The following is a 19,583-nucleotide window of genomic DNA, read 5'->3' as shown; positions in this document are numbered from 1 at the left end:
TGCACTACTCGCGGCTTGTCGACGCTGGCGCACTACCGGGACGAGGACATGTCCATCGATGTCTTCACGGCGGTCGATCACGAGCCGATATCCGTCGCGCAGGCCGAAGGGATCAGGTGACACACCGGTTCGGTAGCCAATCCCAGTGCTCGCACCCTCTGCAGGTCGTGCACGAAATTCCGATACGCCACCGGCCGTTCACCCAGGCGGCACTGACCGCTGCAATGGCGCGATGCGAGTAGCCCCGGGCTTCCAGCCGCAGCCATTGCCTCTACGCAATCATCCATTTCCCGCGAATCGAACACACCGGTCGGTTGCTGGGTCGATACTGGTCGGGCACTGCTGTTACCTCAGCGCCGTCGGGCAGAGGTAATCCCGTCTGCGTAGCGATGGACTTTCCGAGCGAGGCGAGGGGTTCATGATGCCGCAGTTTCTGACCACTCCGGCTACCGACAAGCGCCTCGGCCTGGACTCCAAATATGTGGTGGTGCGCCAGCTGATCGCCTTGGCCGCAGCGCAGGTGCCTGGACACCCCGCGGTGGGAATCACCACCTACCGGCGGGGCGAGCTCGCTGCGGTCGCTGCCTCGACGCCGCGCGCGCAACAGTGGGAACACGCCCAGCTGACCTACCCGGCGGGGCCCGTATTGGAGTGTCTTGTCACCGCGTGTCCGGTCACGGTGGCCGATCTCGTGGTCGAGCACCGCTGGGCGGACTGTATTGCCCGGCTGGTCGTGCTGGGTGTTCGGTCACTGCATTGCCAGCCTTTGATCGCAGGTCGCGACCGCACCGCGTTCGGTGTTCTCACCTTCTACTCGCCTTACCGCACCAGTTTCGGTGGTCCCACCGAACGCATCATCCAAAAGGTGGCGCTTCGGGCCGCGACTATCCTGGCCCGCGACACAGCCATCACAGCGTGAGAACCTGCGCCATGCCTCAGGCCCGCCCTGGTCGCCCACAGATGAGCCCAGAACCGATGAGCCCGACCAAGAACGGACTGTTCGACACGTCCAACTGGCCGTTCTCCGTCTCAGTGCCCAACAGCCGCGATGTGTCGCCGTGCGGTGTAGGGGGAACGCCGGTTCGAATGGGGAACGATCGCCGGGCGCTGGGGGAGCCCCTGTGACGGAGGAGCTCAGATGATCCACAAGGCCGGCAGAATGGACGCCGAGATCGAAAAACACGATAAATACGGTCCAGTCCTCGTTGTCCGAGGCGAAGTAGACGCGCGCACCGCGCCAGGGCTGGTAATCGCGCTCGATCGGGTCCTGCATGACCATCCGGCCCGAGTCTTGGTGGACCTGAGCGGAATCTCGTTCATGGATTCCGCCGGTCTCCAACCACTCATCGACGCAAACAGCCTCGCCGGGCCGGACACGGTTTTCGCGGTCATCGCCACGGGCGCAGCCGCACGGCCACTACGCCTGACAGGATTGGACTCGATACTCGCGATCTACCCGCACCGTGCGATGGCATTGGCCCGCACCACCGCCGTCCTCACGCCACCGTCGTAAGCCCGACCCCTCACGCCCGGTTCGGCAGGTGGTGCGAAGCGGAAGCGATGCCCCGCGCGCCACCACGAAACTTCGATCTCCGACCAAACCTGGAGACCCTGACAGCGAGCGCAGACTTCAGGCCACCACCATGCGGGCGAGGAGTTCGAATACCTGGACCTCGACTCGTTTCATTGGCCGTATCGCGGGGGAATGGCAGCGCTGGTCGGGTGCCCATGCATACCAGCGCGGTTGCCTGCTGTAGCGAGGTCGAGGTAGCGGTGGCCGCGGGAGGTAGTGCTCAGGGATGCTGGCGAGGGGCGGGGACGCGATCCCCCAACCTCGTTCCGTTGAGGCGGGCGGCCCGACCTCGGCGTCGAAATCTCTGCGCCCCGCGTGGGCACTGAGGAGTCCTCGAGGCGGCCAGGACGCCGGTTCAACCGCGCCGTCGGCGTCACCGTGGATGGTGGTCGGCACGGGTCGAGCCACGCCGCGTTAGGTAAGACTTCCGACGCTGCCGAACCTGTGGCGCCGCCGTCGATCACGTGCCACCCGAGGACCGCTGGTCCCACGCCCGCGGGTCTAACGACCCATCCGGGTATCGCTCTACCCGGCGACGACAAGGTCGGTCAACCGCGCCAGTGACTCCTGGTTACGTGGTCTCAACACGGTGGCCTGCACGGCGCTGGGAGGTAGTCGGCCCGGGCCCTATTTACGACACCACTACACCGGCATGATCCCTACCGGCATCGTTGCTAGATCGGACGGTGGGCGGACGGTTGGATGTGTCTCATGGTTGCCTGAAGGCGACCGGAATGCCCGCCCACGTCTCGGAGCCCTCATGCCCGCCCGGAATTCCGTAGAGCACGTCATCGGGAGGTGTTCGGCACGGCAGCCCGTCCCACGGTGATGCCGATGGATGCCTGGCGCGAGGGCGATGAGTTCGTGGCCGAGTTCGATCTGCCCGGTATCGACCCGAAGTCTCTGGACCCGGATATCGAGCGCAACGTGGTAACCGTGCGAGCCGCACGCCCGGAGCTGGACTCCGGCCGGGAAATGATCGCCGCTGAACGTTCCCGTGGGGTGTTCAGCCGGCAGTTGATAAGTGTGGCCACTCCGCGACGAGATCAAATCCCGCACACGGGGTCAGATCACCGAGTTGCTGCCCACCCACGCGTGACCTTCCAGTCGGCAGCGCGAATCGGTTCCGCCTGTTTCGACAGCGGATCGGCCGCCGTTGGTCCGTCACTCCGGCGGGTGCCGATCCTTGCCCCGGCCATCTCGGAGGGTTTGCTGTAGTTCGCTGTTGATGCGCTGGGCTTCGGCGAGCTGATCTTCGAGGATGACGATGCGGCACGCGGCCTCGAGTGGGTTGCCTTCGTCGACGAGTTGCCGGACCCGAGCCGCGATACGCAATTGGTAGCGAGAGTAGCGGCGGTGGCCACCCTCGGAGCGTTGCGGGGTCAGCAGTTCAGCGGCGTCGAGACCACGCAGGAAGGCTTGAGTGACTCCGACGATTTCCGCGGCCCGGCCCATGCTGTAGGCGGGGTAGTCATCGTCATCGAGCCGGTCGGCGGGCGTGCTGTCAGGGTTCGCTTGCGGATCTTCCACTACACCTCTCGAGGATTTCATGCCTCCAGGCCCCGGCGCGTACAGCGCCAGGGCCTGGGGTCGATCTATCTGTTGTTTCAATTCCGACTATCGGCCGGCAAGGCCGGTGTCGCACACCGCGTCCGGACATGTGCACAGGGACGCGTAGTGCGTATGTGTTTGCTCGTAGACCACCTCCCGGTTCGTTGGATGCGCACCCCGCGCCAACCAGCGACGCGGTCCCGCTCGGAAACTCGTCGAGACGCTTCCTGCGCTTACTTGCGGTGTTCTTCGTCCCCTCCGGCGGTACAACCAAACATCAACTACTTCACTTCACCCCAGCCGGAGGGGACGGCCGAACCTAACATCTTCCGGGCAGTTCATCTCTGCCACGGCCACCGGACTTCCTACTCTCTGAACAAGAGCGACAGTACAACAGTATGCATCGGTTGTCTACATTCACCACTACAGTTTTTCCCTCGCTGATCCGTAGCCCGCTCGACCGTCACGAGCAGCGACCCTCGCGTGGCGAGACCACGCCCAACAGCACTCCTCGAACTCAGCCAACAGCACGCGGGTGCATGAATAAACCCGACGTACAGGCTTTTCCCTGCTGGGACGGCGCGCCCGAAGCAGCGCACCATCCCACAGGGTTACGCCACGGACGAATCCTGTCGACGCTCGCCGGTTGCACACAGTCACCCCCGGTGCTATAAGAAATATGCACCCACTGGCACAGATTATCTTGCCAGTCGATTCGAGATGAAAGGACAGTTGGAGGTGGCGACCATGTTGATGCGTACCGATCCGTTCCGGGATCTGGACCGGTTCACACAGCAGGTATTCGGCACTGCGGCACGTCCGGCGGCGATGCCGATGGATGCGTGGCGCGAAGGCGAGGAATTCGTGGTCGAGCTGGATCTACCCGGCGTCGATCCGGATTCGCTGGATCTGGATGTCGAACGCAACGTACTCACCGTGCGAGCACAGCGTCCGGAGTTGAACGCGGGCCGGGAATTGATCGCCGCGGAACGAGCACGGGGCGTGTTCAGTCGGCAGTTATTCCTCGGCGAGTCCCTCGACACCGAGGCCATCAGCGCCGACTACAACGATGGTGTGCTGCGACTTCGCATCCAGATCGCGGAGAAAGCCAAGCCACGCAAGATCAACATCGAAGGCAGCAACCGACGGCAGGCCATCAACGCCTGACACGAACGAGTACGCCGGAAAACGAACAGGTACTCCGCGAGCCCGGCCATCTCGGCCGGGCTCGCGTCGTGCACGTCCCTGCCCAGCACCTCGACCGGCCGAACAACCGCTCGCTGAGACCGACCCGATCGTGTGGGATACCGGAACTGCGACGAGCGTTCGCTGTCCCGTGGCTCCGGCCGACCATGTCGAGTGCTCGGTCCACGAGCCCCCGACGTGCGGATTCTGCGGTTCATGGCATAGTTACTTGTTGAGACCGGGCGTATCGAAGTGATCTGCACGGCTCACCTACAGAGAAGAAGTTGTTAATAACATGGCTCAAGGCAGTGTGAAGTGGTTCAACGGTGAAAAAGGCTTCGGCTTTATCGCTCAAGACGGAGGCGGCCCTGACGTCTTCGTGCATTACTCGGCTATCGGCGGGGCGGGTTTCAAGTCGCTCGAAGAGGGCCAGCGCGTGGAGTTCGAGGTAGGCCAGGGCCAGAAGGGTCCGCAGGCCCAGGATGTCCGCGCTATCTGATCCAGCGTGACTTGTAAAGGCTCCGCACCATCGAGGTGCGGGGCCTTTCTCATTCGTGTAGCACCGGCGACTCCGAGATTGGTTCAGAAGCGATAGTTGGGCTATTCCGCTAGAGCGGAAGCCCGCATGAGCGCAGCGCACAAACACCCGAGGTGCCGCTGCTGTCGCGAACTGAGGAGAGCATCGTGGAGTCTGCCGAGCAAGGTAAACCGTCTGTATATCCCAAGCGCGACGATGTACCGCCTACACCGTCTCCCCCCACCCAGCCACCGCTGCCACCGCCGACCGGGGTCGCCCGCACCAGAGCGGGCAGCATCTGGGTGAGCCTGGCCGCTGGCGGCGCATTCCTGATCGTGCTCTTGATTTTCGTAGTTCAAAACACGACCAGCGTTCGGCTCGGCTTCCTCGGATGGCATTTCGCCCTGCCGATCGGGGTCGCAATCCTGGTCGCCGCCGTCGTCGGACTACTGGTCATGGCCGTGGCAGGAGGAATCCGAATCATCCAGCTCCGCCAGGCATTCAACAAGCTGGCCCGATCCCGAAAGAACAGCGCGCGCCCGCAAAAGCGGAACGCGAACACGCCGTGAACGACCGCTCATCAAGCGGCAGTGTCGCCTGAGTCGGGTTCGTCGCGCGCCGGTAGGAACGGGGTCGCATCAGGTGACCGTCCTTGCTCGATGCCGCGCCCACGCGCTAGTTCGGCATCGAACGCCGCACCCATCAGCACCGCGAGATTCGTGATCCACAACCACACCAGGAAGACCACCGCAGCGGCCAATGAGCCGTAAACCTTGTTGAACGAACCGAAATTCGCGACATAGACCGCGAATCCGGCTGAGGCAGTGGTCCAGACAATTACCGTAAGCACACTTCCCGGTGTCAGCCAACGGAACCCAGGGTGCCGAACATTCGGCGCGGCCCAGTAGAGCAGCGCGCACACCAAACTCACCAGCACAGCCAACACAGGCCACTTGAGTACATCCCAGATCCGGACACCCGCCGAGCCGACACCGAACCACCCACCGATCTCGCGAGCCACCGCTCCGGTGGCGACCACCCCGACCGTGCACGCCGCGACGACGACCAGCAGCGCGACGGTCAATCCAAGCCGCAGTGGCAACGTCTTCCACATCGAACGGCCTTCATCGATCTCGTAGATCGAGTTCGCGGCGCGAATGAACGCGCCGACGTAGGCGGAGGCGGTCCACACCGCGACGGCAAGCCCGGCCATCGCCACGGGCCCCGACAGCGAACGTGCATTCTGCAGATTCTCGATCGCGTCGACGAGAAGGGCGATACCGCTGCCCGGTCCGAGCTGCTCAACGGTGTCGATCAGCGTATCCGTCGAGCTGGGCTCCAGCATGCCGAGAACCGCAGTGAGCACCAACAGACCCGGAAAGAGCGACAGCACGCTGTAATAGGTCAGCGCCGCAGCCCAATCCGTGAGCTTGTCCGACCAGACCGCGCCAATCGTGCGCCACAGCGCATCACGCCAGGACCTCCACCGCAGGTCCGTCGGGCCCGACACCCGCTCAACAGTCATCCACGCACCTCCCGGCCAGCACGCGGATACCCAGGCGCCGTCACCCAAAACACATGGCCGGCTACAGGTCGTGAGCCTCCGTCCTCGATTGATCGCACTTCCTCGACAAGCCACGCCCGAGACTGGTCGCGGGCAGCGCTGGTGCACCTCGAGCGCAACCCTGAGTCCGGGCGCAAGCCACGGCGTCCAGGTCAGGGACAGCCACCCTCCCACACGTCCCCCAGCATGATGAAAACATTGGGGCGAAACCGTGGGGTAAACGTGGGGGCGGCGCAAATGAAGCAGGCCAGGACCGGTGCGATACCGGTCCTGACCTGTATTAATACGTGGACGTTGGGGGAACTTACTACAACACGAACATGCAGGTAGACGCACTGGAGAAGTTGCTGGCCAAGCTGCCGGACCTCACTGCCCCCGCTCCAACATCGCCAGTCCGGCCCGCACCGAAGCGGGCGCACCAACTTGAGCGACGACTCACCGACACCGAACGAGCAGAGATCATCGCGGCCTATGAAGCCGGGTCATCTGCCAAACGCCTCTCCGCCCAGTGGCAACTCGCTAAAGCCAGCATCCTTCACGTCATCCGCTCCGGCGGCGTAGCGATCCGACAGCAACGGCGGCTCACCGATGGCGAGATCGACCACGCCGCCACCAGATACCAAAATGGCGAATCACTCCACCGAATCGGTGACCACCTCGAGGTGGCCCACACCACGATCCGGTCCGCGCTCCAACGCCGCGGCATCCCCGACGCGACACCCACGGCCGATCCCGATGAACCATCACGCAGGCGAATAGCCACTGGACAGGGAGAACACCTTGGCGCGTGCAGGATGCCGGAGTGTTCCCCGCATTTGCGCCCGGGCGGCCTTCAGCACGCGGGTATCTTCGCAATCCCGTACCAAGCTGAGAGTTGTTGGCACCATGGAGGACTGGTGTGGACTGCTGGCGACGCGAGCAACGAAGACCCTTGCTCTCCGCGGCGAATCTCGATTGCGACCATCCTATTTCGGTGATCACGTACCGATCCGGGGGTTCGGTGAATGCCTTGTGTAGCGCTGCCTAAAGCCACGCAAGGTCATCTTCGATTAATCAGTGAGCCGACGGAGTCTAGCGAGGAACCCATCGATTTCGTCGAGATCTGGAGCCTCCGGCCCTCGGTACCTTCTCAGCGCATCACGTAGGACGATCGCGGCCGCTTGTGCTTGTTGGAACCGTTCAGCGCCAGCTTCCAACCGCATCATCTGGGCTAGTGCGTCGAGATGTCGATCGACTGCTCCCTCGTCATGCACGTCCGGCTCCCACCGGACAAAGCTACCGAAGGCAGCGAGGGCCGCGGTGGACTCGCCAATCTCCATACGGCACTGCGCAGCGTAGTATCGGCACTCCTGAATCGTCGCGTCCGCAGCATCGTACCGACCGTCCCGTGCCGCCCCAACCCTCTCGAAGAGCGTAGCGGCGGCGCGGAAATATCCGCCTAGGTAGTGCACGTGGGCGAGCGCTAGGCTCAAATCCTCAACGATAATATCGTCGTCGGCCCGCCCCAAGGACTCGCTCAACAGGTCTGCAGCCTGCGCGAACTGTCCCTCCCCGGCGAGCTTCGCCGCTCGGTCGACCACCTCGTTGAATTCATCATTGGTCAGCGACCTGCCCGCAACCCGAGGCTGCGCGGGCGGGCGAGTGTCCGCCCGGGCGCGGTGGGTCCAACCCCCGAAGGGGCGGGTAATCGGTCGGCAAGGGTCCAGATCTCGGCCATCCGATGCCAACAGCGGCGAGCTACCCGTCGGGGTACCCTCAAGTGGTATAGCTTGGCGTGCGCGTCCTGACCTGTTCCTCGCTGGCCTGGCCACCGTCAAGAGCCTCGAAGTATGCCTTGACGAGAGCGTCCATTTCAGACTCGGCGCTCGGCGGGCGAGCCAAAGCCATGGTGGTCACTCCCAGTCGTGAGCATGCCGTACGTCTCTACCAGGCCATCCGCAGTCATATCGAGGAGCGCGGTCTGACTGACTACGGCACTCTCGTAGCCTTCTCCGGCACGGTCAAGATCGACGACATTGAGTACACCGAGCCCAAACTCAATGGCTTCGCGGACAAGGAGTTGCCCGACCGCTTCGGCTATGTGCGCGCAGACGATCCGAGCGCTCCGACAGTTCCTAAACGGGAGTACCGCATTCTGGTTGTGGCCGAGAAGTACCAGACCAGCTTCGACCAGCCGCTGTTGACGACGATGTATGTCGATAAGCCCGCTTGGACAAAGTCGAGGTTGGGCACCTGGACTTCGGTACTCGATCCCGCAGGTTTCTTCCGGACGATGCCCGTGCTCTTGTAGAGCACGGGCATCGTCCCCCTGCCCCGGAGACTGCCGTGTCCATCGTATAGTCGCCGTGGCCGTCGGACCTCAGTGGCGGTGGCAAGACCGAGATCCGCGTTGGGGTGGAAGCGGAACTGTCGTTGCCGGTGGCGTCGCGGTAGCCGAGGAACGCGATGACCGCAATCAGCACTGCAACCCCGATGGCCGCCATTGCGCTCAATAACGCCAGGCCCGGCCAGCCGGAGCGGGCATGTACAGCATGGCCTGGAACACGTTCGGGCACGGGTGATTCCCGGCGTGCCCGCGCGGCGAGGATGGTCTCTGCGTTCGGCTCGTTGACCGGACCGACAGCGGGCGGACCCGTCACCGGCAAGGGCGGCGGTGTGGCTGTGTCCCCGAGTGCCGAGGTTGCCGCTTCGGCCAACGCCCTACAGGTCTGGAAGCGATCGTCCGGATTCTTGGCCATGGCCCTGGCGATCACCTCATCGAACGCTTCCAGGGCGGGGTCGATCGCCAACGGTTTCGGCGGAGGCTCGGACAAGTGCGCATGCATCACCGCCAACGCGGACGATCGACGATACGGCTGTGTACCGGTGAGCATCTTGAACAGAGTGGCACCCAACGCGTAAACGTCTACCCGATGATCGACATCACCACGCGGTATCTGCTCGGGCGCAGCGTAAGCCAGTGTCGCCACAACCGCTCCCGTCGCGGTGAGCGACACCGAATCGTCCAAGGCGCGAGCGATACCGAAGTCGGTGACCAGCACTCGGTCTTCTTCATCGCGAACCGCCGCGACAAGGATGTTGGCGGGTTTGACGTCGCGGTGCCAGATGCCGGCGCGGTGTGCGTGGTCGAGGCCGCGCGCGACCTCACCGAGGATGTACACCGCTCTGGTCACCGAAACAGGTCCTTGCGCAAGGATCTTCGCCAGGTCTCGACCGTCGATGTACTGCATGGACAGCCACGGTTGGTTCTGTTCGATGCCGCAATCATGGACCGCGACGATGTTGCGGTGATCGAGGTGTGCGACATGCTCGGCTTCGCGTTCGAACCGGGTGGCGAACTCGCCGTCGCAAGGCGGTGTGGTGCAGGATCTTCAACGCGTCCCAGCGCGGCAGCCGTGGATGGCGAGCCATGTAGACCGCACCCATGCCACCGGAACCGAGCACACGCTCGATCCGGTATCCAGCGAAAACCGTCCCCCGTTCGAGCATGCGGCCAAGGATAGCCAGCACCACATCCCCACGAGCAGCTATCGCAACCCCAACTCACATGGCGAATCCACCTACAAGCCGGGTGGTACGACTCTCGCGGAGAGATCTCGACTTGAGCCGGAACCCTCCACTAGCATTCGGGTCATGAGCGATGGGGGGACACCGGCTTCTGGCCAAAACCTCGCTGTAGTACCCGAGACGGTGCGCGAGGTCGGCAAATACGTCTACGAGCTGGCAGAGGCGCTGCGCACGGCATTGGACACCGCGGCGAAAGAGGTTACCTCTCTGACCGACGGGAGTTGGACCGGAGATGCGGCCGCGGAGTTCTCCGAGGGGTGGACCGAGGTCCGCGACGGAGGCACTCAGATCATGACCGCCCTGACCGGGATGGCGGAAAAATTGGGCGTCACCGCCGCTACCTACCAGGCCAGCGACGAGTCCCGTGCGGCCGTATTGGGCACCGCGAGTTCGAGTTTGGATCTGCCATGAGCTCAGAATTCACCGTCGACCTGGACCATCTGGACGACATCGTGGCGAAGCTGTCAGGGCTTGCCGGGTACATCGAGGAACACCTCGATGAGATCGATGACCGGGTAGCCACTTTGACCGGCACTGGCTGGGAAGGTGTCGCCGCCCAGGCCTACACCGAAGCCCACACCCAATGGGCCACCGGTGCAAGAGAATTCGTCGAAGGCGTGAAGGACATGAGCGACGCCGCCAAAGCCGCGCATGCCCGCTACACGACTGCGGTCGACACCAATTACAAAATGTTCAACCAGGGGTAAGAGCATGGGTGTACTGGTCATCAACTGGCAGACCTACTACGACGCCGCCACGAAATGCCACGCCCTCGCAGCCGACCTGCGCACCGCGGACAAACCGGTCCACGACGCCCTCAAAGGTGAATGCGCGGGCATGGCCGGTGACACGGCGGGCTGCGAGCAATGGGGCAAAGAGTACGACCGCGCAACACTGGAAACCTTGCAGACCTGCACGAACCTCGCCGACGCGCTGACGAACTTCGGGTACATGCTCTCGGCCGCCGGATACAACTGGGCGCTGGCCAACAAATCCAACCCGATGCCCGACCGGCCCAACGTGACGGCGATGACCGAACACAAGTTGTCGTTTCCGACCTCGGTGGGCAGGAACGGCGACGGCATCACCGAGGGCACTAACAGCGTGCCCGGCTTCTACGACGCGCTGGTCGGAAAGATCCAGGACGAGTTCGGCAGCAAGCTACCCAATGGCCACAGAGACAACCTCGCCAAAGCCACCTCGGTCTGGGAAACCTTCGCCGGACACGCCACCATCAAAGGCGCCGCCGGCCGGATCACCGAGATCAGCAACCTATTCAGCGACATCCAGGACAAGAAGGGCCTCGAACCCCTCCTCGGAAACCTCACCACACTCAATGGCGGCGCCACCCAACTCGCCTCCGCGTCCCTCAACATAGCCGCACCCGTCAAGGCCTACAGCGACGGCACGTCCGAGGTCCGGGACAAGTTCAAAGACGCGGTCACCAACGCTTTGATCGCGGCGGGCGCGACTGTTGCGATCGGAATCGCAGCGACCTGGATCACCGCCGCCCTCAGCGACGTCGCCGCCGGAGTCGGTGTCGTTGCCATCGCCGGCAACACGGCCAGGGTCCTCAAGACCACTTACGACGCAAGCAAACTAATCAAAATCATTGGCGTCGCGGCAGCAGCGGCGGGCGGCACTGCCGCCGCCGTCACCGCATTCAAAGACGTCAACATCACCGAAAAAGTTCTGAGCCTTGCTGTGATCATCACCGCGAAGGTGCTTCTCAACGCCGATGACTCAGAGGACATCAACACAGACAGCAGTGGCGCGTTCACCACTGCTTCGCTGACCACCAAAGTCAATAAGATCGCGAGCCACTATGGTGTTCCCGCCCAGGAAGTGAGAGAGGCAATCCACAAAATCAAGGCGCAAGGAGCATGGCGCGGGGATGGCGCCAACAAGAACCCCGATGTCGTCGTCGACCTCGATACAGGCGAGGTCTATGTAAAGCTTCCCGGCGGCGAGGTGTCCGAGGACAGCCTCGGAAACATTCTCGACGAGTTGGGCGACTGACATGGACAAGAATCTCGGCTCGGAAATCCGAGAGTACGAGGACCGGTGGGTCCTCCGACCAATGCGGGGCAGCCGCATCATACGGACGATCTGGCGGCCCGACCTGGTCGAATTTGAGACGGACACACCATTCCGGATAGCTGTCGGGTACGAATCCGAGATGGCGCCACGCTCTGTCGCCGAACACGCGCCTGAACGCCACACGATCAGCCACTGGCCCAGAACCGAAGTCGAGCGGAACGTATCTGCCCCGATTCTCTCGCCGGTATTTTTCAAGTCGGGCGGCATGCGGATCGGATTCGGCAACGGATGGAAGCTCTTTGTCTCCGACCGGCACCCCGAGGTGTCGGCCACCATATTCTTCGGTGACACCCTGATGTGGAGCCGCTCCGGACTGGCCAGCCCGGCAGAATTTCCCGTGGTCACGCTCGACCCGTGGACGGGCCAGCGGATCGAGGCACCTCCGTGGCCGTCACGCCCCCCCGAGCTCGAAATCGACAGCGGCTCGGACGACATCAACGGCTGATCAGGGCCTCGATCAGGCTGGTCTTGCGGGTGCCGGGAGGGCCACACAAATAGATCCGGGACGCATTTCGGCGGGCACGCGGGCCTGCACCCTCCACATTGGGCAGCCCAGCCAGCTTGCGCGGATGGTGGTGGCCGTGGAGGCGTTGGCGCGGTAGCGGCGCGGACGGCGTTGGTTCGCTCGGCGTGCCCGGCCGCGACCAGTGGCGACCAGCTCGACCGCGATGTGGCGGGGGCCGTATTCGGATTCGGGGTTATCGACAGGACGCGGGCAACCATGCGGCGCAGTGACCTGTAAGCCATTACTCAAACGGGCACTCGTATCAGGTGCCGGTGCAGCGGTGGGTGTGGTCATCTCTTCTCAGAAAGAATGGTTTTCGGTGGCCCGTGCGGTCTGGATAGTGGCATACGTTCGACGCGGTGGCTATTCGGATTCGGTGGGGCGATTTCCCCGGCGTTCCCATCGACGTCAGATCCGCACCGCGCCGGAATTCCACTCAATACGCGAACCTTTTCTGATCAATTTCCGAAAACGACCGGCAGGCTCGCGCCGGAGTTAGCAAGCAAGAATCAAAATTGCGTCCACGACCACGCCAGGGGCAGCCACGCAGAAAGATCAATAAGAGAATTAGAAACAATAGGGAGAAGAGGATGGAGAGAAAGGCAACCGGGAAGTGGTCGGGACTCGCACCCGCGGCCACGTCGAGGCCTGGCTGCCCCGCCGCGCGGCCCCCGTGTACTTGTCAATCCCCTCATCGGGGGAACCCTGAGCGAAACAGTCCAGGCGAATCCGGAGGTCTACCAGGAGTTTTGCGGCCTTGCTCCTGGGACGTTCAGAACGCCCCGGCGGGGCGCTCCACCGGCCGCCCCACCGCACACCCCGCCCGGCGACCACAAGGGTTTCGGGCACCTTCCAGACCAGTAGACTCGTCGCGAATCGCCAAATTTTCATCCGCAATGACGCTGCCCCGAAAATTGGTTACAGCACGAATGATTGATATGTTTCCGACGACATTCAAATATTGAACGGCGCACGGTCGGCACCATCCTCCACCGGCACCATGTGCCCATGCGCCGGCGCGGCCTGTCCCCCGACCAAGTCGAGACCGCCGTCCACCTCTACCAGCTCGGATGGTCCCTCACCCGCGTCGGACAGCATCTCGGCGTAGCCCACACCACCATCCTGACCGCACTCCGCCAACACGGAATACCCACCCGAGACACCCACGGACGACCCCGGTAACGGGCCCGCCTCGGGCTCGATGACAACCTTCCGGAAAGCCTGCCACGGGACGCCTCCGAAGCAGTACGTGAGGCACGCGCAGCACGCGGCCCACTCCCTCCCAGCCGACCTGTCCGAGATGGTGATGAACGCAGCTCGATCGTCCTTCTCCTCAGCATTCTCCGGCGTGGCCTACGTCTGCGCCGTGCTTGCCGCAATACTGAGCACGACGGCCTTCATCGGCCTGCGCAGGACCGAGAGCGTGAAGTCCACCAGCGAGTTCGAGACGAACACCTGACCTGACGTCGGAAACTGTCCGATCTCGGGCTCTGGCACACTTCCGGTGCCGGCCGCGTCACAGAACCAGCCTGATACGAGGCCGTAGGAGCGCGAAGCCGATGCGGCAATACATCACCTCTGGCGCAGGGCGAGTGGAGTAGGCGTGAACGCACTCGCCGACACCCGGCCTTAATACCCCATAGGGGTACTGCATGGGTTGAAATGCCCTACCGCGGCCCGGCGATCATGATCCCGGATGTACCCGTGGACCCTTACTCGATCACAGGAGACGACATGAGCACCTCGATCACCACCGTCGCGGGAATGACCTGCTTCCAAGGTCGGGGCCCAGGTCGGTGCGCTTGACGGTGTTACCGGTGTCGACGCCGATCCGGCCACTGGTCGAGTCACCGTCGAATCAGCGAATGCCCTCGACCCCGACACCATCAAGAGCGCCGTCGAAGCCGCCGGTCACCGAATAGTCACCTGAGGCTTCGGCCCCGGAGCAAGTCGGCGTGTCAGAGGCTCTGGTGAACGGCGCGCCGGTCGGTGCGGTCCGGTCATTGGCTATCTCCCGCCTCTGTCTCCTGGCTTCGTGGGACCACGGCGTCCCGGCGAGATCGGCATGACAGCATCGACGGTGCCTGATCAGGCGTGAAGACATCCCGACTCGATACTGGACGAAGGCGCAGTTTCGCGCGTGGCTACCCCGAGAGCTGCACGTCGGCCAGCCCACTGCGGGACGCGCGCCGGTAACTGCCCGGCGCGACACCGTATTCGCGTTTAAATGCCTTCGCGAACGCGAATTCCGAGCTGTACCCGGCTCGTTCGGCCACGGTCGCCAGCGGGGCATCGGTTTCGCGCAGCATCCTGCCCGCCGCGGTCATTCGCCAACTGGTGAGATAACCGAGCGGCGGCTCCCCCAGCACGGCGGTGAACCGCTTGGCGAATGCGGCGCGCGACAGACCGGACGCTCGGCTGAGTTCCTCGACGGTCCACGGATGGCCAGGGTCGGCATGGATGGCGCGCAGCGCGGGCGCGATGACGGGGTCGGTGACCGCTGCCGCCCATCCTTTCGCGCGATCCGCCGTCATGCCCTGATACCAGGCTCGCATGATCAGCAGTAGGAGCAAGTCGATCAGGGCCGCGACGATGCTGTCGCTGCCGGGGCCCGGATTGTCCATCTCGCTGGTCAGCTGGCCGACTGCGATACGGAGTGCGGGCTGCTGGCTCGCGGCAGGCAGATGGATCACCTCGGGCATCCCCGCCATCAGCGGATGCTGCCGGGTTACGTCGAGTTTGTAGGCGCCGCAAGCGAGGACGGTTCGTTCGCCCGGCCCGTCTTTGTACAGACCGCAACCGAGGACGGGCTGATCCCCTTGCGCTTCGACGGCCACTCGGCGGTCTACCGTCTTGCCGTCGATCAGCAACTGACGGATGTAGGAGCTGTGGTCGACCCGATCCTGGGTGAAGACGTCCGGCGCCAGGACCTGGTCGCTGCACAGCGTATGTCCGCTGCCCTGTCGCAGGAACACGGTGTCGCCGGTATCGAGCCGGACCGAGGCGCCGCCGTCGGGCGGGACGAGCAAGCAGCTGCCGTGCAGGACCACATGGAAACTGGCACCGGAGACAGCGGGGAATCGCATGCTCCACGGCGCGCGGGCGTCGGTGCGGGTGAACACCGGTGTACCGGTTCGCAGCGCAGTGAGGGCGTCGCTGAATAAATCCACTCGCTACCTCACCGCAACCTGAAAGACGTTTGGACAGAAATGCGAGCGTATCAGCCATTCAATCGCGGTCCCGGCGAACCTAACGTTGCTCGCGTTCCAGTAGAGGACGGAAGGTGCGAGGTCGATGGGCACAATTACCACAGCTCAGAGCATGCGGCGAGGTCGAGCGACGCTGACTCCCGACGGGGGTCTTTCCTGCGGAATCGTGCCCGACGATGTGGTGGTGGGCCATGGTGGATGAGCCGATCGCGCCAGCGTTGATGAACGCCTTGGTAACCGAGCATTTCGTGCTGCAATCCGCCGCCAGCACAACTGTCAGCGAGGCTTTGGGGCGCGCCACACTGTATCTATCGTCGCTGTCGAGTTCGCTGGTGGCCATGGGATTTGCTGCCCAGTCACCCGATATCTTTCCCGCGTTTGCGGCCGCCGTGATTCCGGTGCTCCTTCTGCTAGGCGTGCTCACCGTCGTTCGACTGGTCGACACCGGAATTCAGAACGTCACCTATTTGGCGGGCATAGCTCGGATCAGGGCTCGCTACCGAACCCTTTCGCCGGAGGCGGCCCAGTTCTTCCAGTCCTGGGGCGATGCGGAGGACGAAACCGGACAAGCTTTGGCGTCATTGGCGGTGACGAGAAGCCCGTTGGTCGGTCTGTTCACCATCGCCAGCACGATCGCTTCGATCAACAGCGTGGTGGCGGGAGCCGGAATTGTCTTGCTGCTGGTGAGACTGTTCGGTATTGATCTCGCAGTGGCTGTTCCCGTCGCGGTGGTGCTGTCCACTGTGCTCATAGGCGTCTTCTACCGGTATCAGGACCGCCGCTACCGGGCCACAGACAGGTTGCAAGGCCCCGATCGCGAGCGGGTTGCGATACGAAAGGGAATATCCAGATGACACGAATGCGCGCCGTAGTGGTCGAACTGCAGCAGACCGGCACACACACCATCGTCGAGCTGGCCGAACTGTTCAACGTCTCCCGGCCCACCGTCTATCGGGTCCTCGACCGAGCTTTCAGAGTCTCGACGTGAGCGATCCCCTGCGGTCGGACGTGGTCACTGCGAATTCTCAAAACGGATTCAGGGTCTTCACGGCAGCGGCGGCCTTCGAGTTGTCGCGACTTCTTGCGACTCTGTCCCCCGCGGATGTATATCCATCGCTCACGACAGACCGCCTCTCTGATTCGCGTTTATTCTCGCGCCTTCCCACTGCCAGGAAAGGGGCTGTCACGGCGTGGAGCCGGGAGGGTGCTGTTCCTGCTGTTGGGAAATCGTGCCCGATTGCTCGGTCAATATGCCCCGCCTGGGTCTGGGACAAAACGAAAGATATTGGAGATATTGGGAATGAATCGCTTTGTTAGGGAGGAACAGTTGATCGGGACTATGATGCGCGCTGCTGTGATTGATCGTTTCGGGCTACCAGAGGTCCTTCACATCGTGGAATTGCCGGTTCCCCACGCGTCGGCGGGTGAGGTGATCGTGCGGGTGCACGCCGCTGGGGTCAACGCGATCGACTGGTTGAGCCGCAACGGCCAAGGTCCGGGCGGCGCCGATTTTCCGGTCGTTCTCGGGTGGGATGTGTCGGGCACGATCGCAGCTGTCGGCGACGGGGTGACCGGTTTGGTCGAGGGCGACGAGGTATTCGGCATGCTTCGCTTCCCGGCCTTGGCCGGCGGTTATGCCGAGTACGTCGCGGCCCCGCCCGACCAGCTGATCATCAAGCCGGACAACGTCGATCACCACTCCGCCGCAGGTGCACCCATGGCCGGGATCACCGCGTGGCAAGCCTTGTTCCGTCAAGCTGGCGTAGAAGCCGGCCAACGGGTGTTGGTGCACGGTGCCGCGGGCGGGGTCGGTCATGTGGCGGTGCAGCTCGCGAAGCTCGCGGGGGCGGAAGTGATCGGTACCGCCTCCGCGCGCAATCACGACTTCCTCACCGGCCTGGGAGCCGACCGGGTGATCGACTACACCGACCAAAAGATCCGTGACGAGGTGTCCGACGTTGATGTGGTCATAGAGCCGAGGGGAGGTGCGGACTTCCTCGACTTGATCGAAGTTGTTCGTCCTGGCGGCGTCATCGTGACTCTCAAAGGGGAGCGACCGGAGTACCGCGATCGCCTGGCCGCGCGAGGCGTGCGAGCCGGATACGTATACGTCAGCCCGGACCGTGAGGCGCTCAGCGAGATCGCCCGCTATCTGCGAGACGGCACGCTGAGGATCGAAATTGACCGGACGTTTCCGCTGGTGGAGGTCGCGACCGCACACGCGATCGGTGAGGCGGGCCATGTGCGGGGACGAATTGTGCTCGACCTGATGATGGAAGAAGAGCCGACCACGTGATTCCGGTGACACCAATGCGTTTCGGTGCGGTGTTCCCGCACAACGAGATCGGCGCGGATCCCGGTGCCGTGCGAGCGTGGGCGCAGGGCGTCGAGGAACTGGGCTATCACCACATCATGGCCTTCGATCACGTACTCGGGGCCGGAACAACCAACCGGCCGGGCTGGCGTGGCTACACCAGCGAGCATCAGTTCCACGAAGTCTTCGTGCTCTTCGGGTATTTGGCCGGTGTCACCACGACGATCGAATTGATGACCGGTGTCCTGGTGTTGCCGCAACGGCAGACCGCGCTCGTCGCCAAACAGGCCGCCGAGGTCGACGTACTCAGTGGCGGTCGACTTCGCTTGGGCGTCGGACTCGGCTGGAACCACGTGGAGTACGAAGCACTCGGTCAGCCGTTCTCGCACCGAGGCGCGAAACTCGGCGAACAGGTGGAACTGCTGCGTGCGCTTTGGGCACAGCCGACGGTCAGCTATGCGGGGCGGTGGGACAAGGTGGTCGACGCCGGGATCGAACCGCGGCCGACCCGCGGCGGGATTCCGGTGTGGTTCGGCGGACACGTGGAAGCGACCCTACGCCGAACCGGTCGAATAGGGGATGGTTGGCTGCCACACATCGCTCCGGACGCCACGGCCGAGGCCATGGTCGAGCGAATGCGCGCCTACGCGCTCGAGGCCGGCCGGGATCCCGGTGACATCGGGCTGCAACCACGACTCACCCTCGCCACCACGCCCGCAGACGCACGAATCGAATACGTGAACGATTGGCGCGTATTGGGTGCGACTCACTTCGACATCGACGCATTGGGGCTCGGGTCGTCGTCGGTGGATGAACATCTATCGGTACTCGAGGAAACTCTCGAAGCGCTAGTGCCGTAATCGCTGTCGGCGTCCACCGTGACTGGAGCCCTCTGAGTCCGGTCCGGCGGTTGGGAGAATTCCGATGCACCAGAATGTGTGCGATCGACTTCACCGACAAGGGCTTGACCGCAGTGCTCGGCGACACTGGTGCGGGCAAGAGCAGTATCCTGGAAGGGATCACCTTCGCGCTGTTCGGCAAGAGCTCCTGGGACGGCCGAGAGACCAAACCCCTTATCGCTGACCGCATCGACACAGGTAGCGTCGATCTCACCTTCGCGCACGGCGGACACAGGTGGCGGGTGCACCGCACCATCAACGCCAATTCCACCCGGACGCCACCACTTTGAAGAACCTCGACACCGGCGAAGTAGTCGACAGCGCGACTGCTCGATGCCGGAGTCGACCTGCGCGATGTCCAGATCGCTGCCCGTCACGCTGACCCGCGAACCACGATGCGCTACGACCGTGCCCGCACCAACCTCGACCGCCACCCGAACTACATCCTTGCCGCCTACATGGCTTCGGGTACATGAGGATTCAACACGCGCACATGCCGACGTGTAGCAGCGGAACTGTGGGTGATTCCCACGTGGTCATACGACAACAGCGTCAGGTGGTTGCGCGGACGATGGCCAGACAGTAAGCGGCGCAGGCGT

At 63.5% G+C, this 19,583-nt stretch carries 22 protein-coding genes and 3 pseudogenes; 18 read left to right on the top strand and 7 right to left on the bottom strand.

Going from position 1 to position 19,583, the window contains the following annotated elements; all coding sequences use genetic code 11:
- Positions 1-418: 418 nt before the first annotated feature.
- From ACLMAL_RS35600 to ACLMAL_RS35590, 3 genes and pseudogenes are all read left to right on the top strand, one after another.
- The gene (locus ACLMAL_RS35600; protein WP_412003076.1) at positions 419-919 is read left to right on the top strand and encodes a hypothetical protein; all 501 of its coding nucleotides are present in this window, start codon (positions 419-421) and stop codon (positions 917-919) included.
- Between the two features lie 219 nt (positions 920-1,138).
- Positions 1,139-1,513 (top strand): STAS domain-containing protein, encoded by a 375-nt coding sequence (locus tag ACLMAL_RS35595; protein ID WP_412003075.1) that lies wholly within the window; start codon positions 1,139-1,141, stop codon positions 1,511-1,513.
- A gap of 858 nt (positions 1,514-2,371) precedes the next feature.
- Positions 2,372-2,596, top strand: a pseudogene (locus ACLMAL_RS35590) (Hsp20 family protein); the annotation flags it as partial.
- A 141-nt stretch (positions 2,597-2,737) separates the two neighbouring features.
- Here the strand turns inward: ACLMAL_RS35590 and ACLMAL_RS35585 are convergent.
- Positions 2,738-3,028, bottom strand: a complete 291-nt coding sequence (locus tag ACLMAL_RS35585; RefSeq protein WP_328413311.1) for a MerR family transcriptional regulator — start codon at positions 3,026-3,028, stop codon at positions 2,738-2,740.
- Between the two features lie 843 nt (positions 3,029-3,871).
- On the opposite strand from ACLMAL_RS35585, the gene ACLMAL_RS35580 reads away from it, so the two are divergent.
- From ACLMAL_RS35580 to ACLMAL_RS35570, 3 genes are all read left to right on the top strand, one after another.
- Positions 3,872-4,291 carry an Hsp20/alpha crystallin family protein gene (locus ACLMAL_RS35580; protein WP_412003074.1) on the top strand — a complete coding sequence of 140 codons (420 nt, stop codon included), beginning with the start codon at positions 3,872-3,874 and terminating at the stop codon, positions 4,289-4,291.
- A gap of 313 nt (positions 4,292-4,604) precedes the next feature.
- The gene (locus tag ACLMAL_RS35575) at positions 4,605-4,808 is read left to right on the top strand and encodes a cold-shock protein (protein ID WP_328404798.1); all 204 of its coding nucleotides are present in this window, start codon (positions 4,605-4,607) and stop codon (positions 4,806-4,808) included.
- Between the two features lie 185 nt (positions 4,809-4,993).
- Positions 4,994-5,395 (top strand): lipopolysaccharide assembly LapA domain-containing protein, encoded by a 402-nt coding sequence (locus tag ACLMAL_RS35570; RefSeq protein ID WP_328404800.1) that lies wholly within the window; start codon positions 4,994-4,996, stop codon positions 5,393-5,395.
- 11 nt (positions 5,396-5,406) lie between these two features.
- Here the strand turns inward: ACLMAL_RS35570 and ACLMAL_RS35565 are convergent, their stop codons facing one another.
- The 3 genes from ACLMAL_RS35565 to ACLMAL_RS35555 all read right to left on the bottom strand — a co-directional run bounded on the left by ACLMAL_RS35565 (position 5,407) and on the right by ACLMAL_RS35555 (position 7,970).
- Entirely contained in the window at positions 5,407-6,351 is a 945-nt protein-coding gene (locus tag ACLMAL_RS35565) for a YihY/virulence factor BrkB family protein (protein ID WP_412003073.1), read from the bottom strand.
- Between the two features lie 521 nt (positions 6,352-6,872).
- Positions 6,873-6,995, bottom strand: a complete 123-nt coding sequence (locus ACLMAL_RS35560) for a hypothetical protein (protein WP_412003072.1) — start codon at positions 6,993-6,995, stop codon at positions 6,873-6,875.
- 444 nt (positions 6,996-7,439) lie between these two features.
- Positions 7,440-7,970 (bottom strand): tetratricopeptide repeat protein, encoded by a 531-nt coding sequence (locus ACLMAL_RS35555; RefSeq protein WP_412003071.1) that lies wholly within the window; start codon positions 7,968-7,970, stop codon positions 7,440-7,442.
- A 305-nt stretch (positions 7,971-8,275) separates the two neighbouring features.
- On the opposite strand from ACLMAL_RS35555, the gene ACLMAL_RS35550 reads away from it, so the two are divergent.
- The gene (locus tag ACLMAL_RS35550) at positions 8,276-8,680 is read left to right on the top strand and encodes a hypothetical protein (protein WP_412003070.1); all 405 of its coding nucleotides are present in this window, start codon (positions 8,276-8,278) and stop codon (positions 8,678-8,680) included.
- Between the two features lie 463 nt (positions 8,681-9,143).
- On the opposite strand, the pseudogene ACLMAL_RS35545 reads toward ACLMAL_RS35550, so the two are convergent.
- Positions 9,144-9,671, bottom strand: a pseudogene (locus ACLMAL_RS35545) (serine/threonine-protein kinase); the annotation flags it as partial.
- Positions 9,672-10,023: 352 nt separating this feature from the next.
- On the opposite strand from ACLMAL_RS35545, the gene ACLMAL_RS35540 reads away from it, so the two are divergent.
- The 4 genes from ACLMAL_RS35540 to ACLMAL_RS35525 are packed head-to-tail and all read left to right on the top strand — an operon-like array spanning position 10,024 to position 12,502.
- Complete coding sequence (locus ACLMAL_RS35540; RefSeq protein WP_330249771.1) at positions 10,024-10,368, top strand: type VII secretion target; 345 nt, start codon at positions 10,024-10,026, stop codon at positions 10,366-10,368.
- The gene (locus ACLMAL_RS35535) at positions 10,365-10,664 is read left to right on the top strand and encodes a WXG100 family type VII secretion target (RefSeq protein WP_330249772.1); all 300 of its coding nucleotides are present in this window, start codon (positions 10,365-10,367) and stop codon (positions 10,662-10,664) included. Before ACLMAL_RS35540 ends, ACLMAL_RS35535 begins: the two co-directional genes overlap by 4 nt.
- A gap of 4 nt (positions 10,665-10,668) precedes the next feature.
- Positions 10,669-11,976: a hypothetical protein gene (locus ACLMAL_RS35530; protein WP_412003069.1), complete on the top strand. Its 1,308-nt coding sequence runs from the start codon at positions 10,669-10,671 to the stop codon at positions 11,974-11,976.
- A 1-nt stretch (position 11,977) separates the two neighbouring features.
- A complete protein-coding gene (locus ACLMAL_RS35525) occupies positions 11,978-12,502 on the top strand; it encodes a hypothetical protein (RefSeq protein ID WP_412003068.1) in 525 nt (174 codons plus the stop codon).
- 1,014 nt (positions 12,503-13,516) lie between these two features.
- Here ACLMAL_RS35525 and ACLMAL_RS35520 read toward each other — a convergent pair.
- Positions 13,517-13,675: a hypothetical protein gene (locus ACLMAL_RS35520; protein WP_412003067.1), complete on the bottom strand. Its 159-nt coding sequence runs from the start codon at positions 13,673-13,675 to the stop codon at positions 13,517-13,519.
- Between the two features lie 193 nt (positions 13,676-13,868).
- Here ACLMAL_RS35520 and ACLMAL_RS35515 point away from each other — a divergent pair, with 193 nt between their 5' ends.
- Positions 13,869-14,021: a hypothetical protein gene (locus ACLMAL_RS35515; RefSeq protein ID WP_412003066.1), complete on the top strand. Its 153-nt coding sequence runs from the start codon at positions 13,869-13,871 to the stop codon at positions 14,019-14,021.
- 324 nt (positions 14,022-14,345) lie between these two features.
- Positions 14,346-14,492 (top strand): annotated as a pseudogene (locus ACLMAL_RS35510) (heavy-metal-associated domain-containing protein); the annotation flags it as partial.
- A gap of 214 nt (positions 14,493-14,706) precedes the next feature.
- On the opposite strand, the gene ACLMAL_RS35505 reads toward ACLMAL_RS35510, so the two are convergent.
- Entirely contained in the window at positions 14,707-15,732 is a 1,026-nt protein-coding gene (locus ACLMAL_RS35505; RefSeq protein WP_412003065.1) for an AraC family transcriptional regulator, read from the bottom strand.
- Between the two features lie 230 nt (positions 15,733-15,962).
- Between ACLMAL_RS35505 and ACLMAL_RS35500 the strand changes: the two genes are divergently transcribed.
- The 5 genes from ACLMAL_RS35500 (at position 15,963) to ACLMAL_RS35480 (ending at position 19,274) form a co-directional block, all read left to right on the top strand.
- Positions 15,963-16,625 carry a hypothetical protein gene (locus tag ACLMAL_RS35500; RefSeq protein ID WP_412003064.1) on the top strand — a complete coding sequence of 221 codons (663 nt, stop codon included), beginning with the start codon at positions 15,963-15,965 and terminating at the stop codon, positions 16,623-16,625.
- Positions 16,622-16,759, top strand: a complete 138-nt coding sequence (locus ACLMAL_RS35495) for a helix-turn-helix domain-containing protein (RefSeq protein ID WP_412003063.1) — start codon at positions 16,622-16,624, stop codon at positions 16,757-16,759. Before ACLMAL_RS35500 ends, ACLMAL_RS35495 begins: the two co-directional genes overlap by 4 nt.
- Positions 16,760-16,975: 216 nt before the next feature.
- Positions 16,976-18,067 (top strand): NADP-dependent oxidoreductase, encoded by a 1,092-nt coding sequence (locus ACLMAL_RS35490; protein ID WP_412003062.1) that lies wholly within the window; start codon positions 16,976-16,978, stop codon positions 18,065-18,067.
- 14 nt (positions 18,068-18,081) lie between these two features.
- Entirely contained in the window at positions 18,082-18,945 is an 864-nt protein-coding gene (locus tag ACLMAL_RS35485; protein ID WP_412003077.1) for an LLM class F420-dependent oxidoreductase, read from the top strand.
- A 50-nt stretch (positions 18,946-18,995) separates the two neighbouring features.
- Positions 18,996-19,274: an AAA family ATPase gene (locus ACLMAL_RS35480; RefSeq protein ID WP_412003061.1), complete on the top strand. Its 279-nt coding sequence runs from the start codon at positions 18,996-18,998 to the stop codon at positions 19,272-19,274.
- The last annotated feature ends 309 nt before the right edge of the window (positions 19,275-19,583 follow it).

Source organism: Nocardia sp. CWNU-33 (genome assembly GCF_046764895.1).
Lineage (GTDB): Bacteria > Actinomycetota > Actinomycetes > Mycobacteriales > Mycobacteriaceae > Nocardia.
Note: the sequence above shows the minus strand (reverse complement) of the source record. Positions and strands in the feature narration are given on the sequence as shown.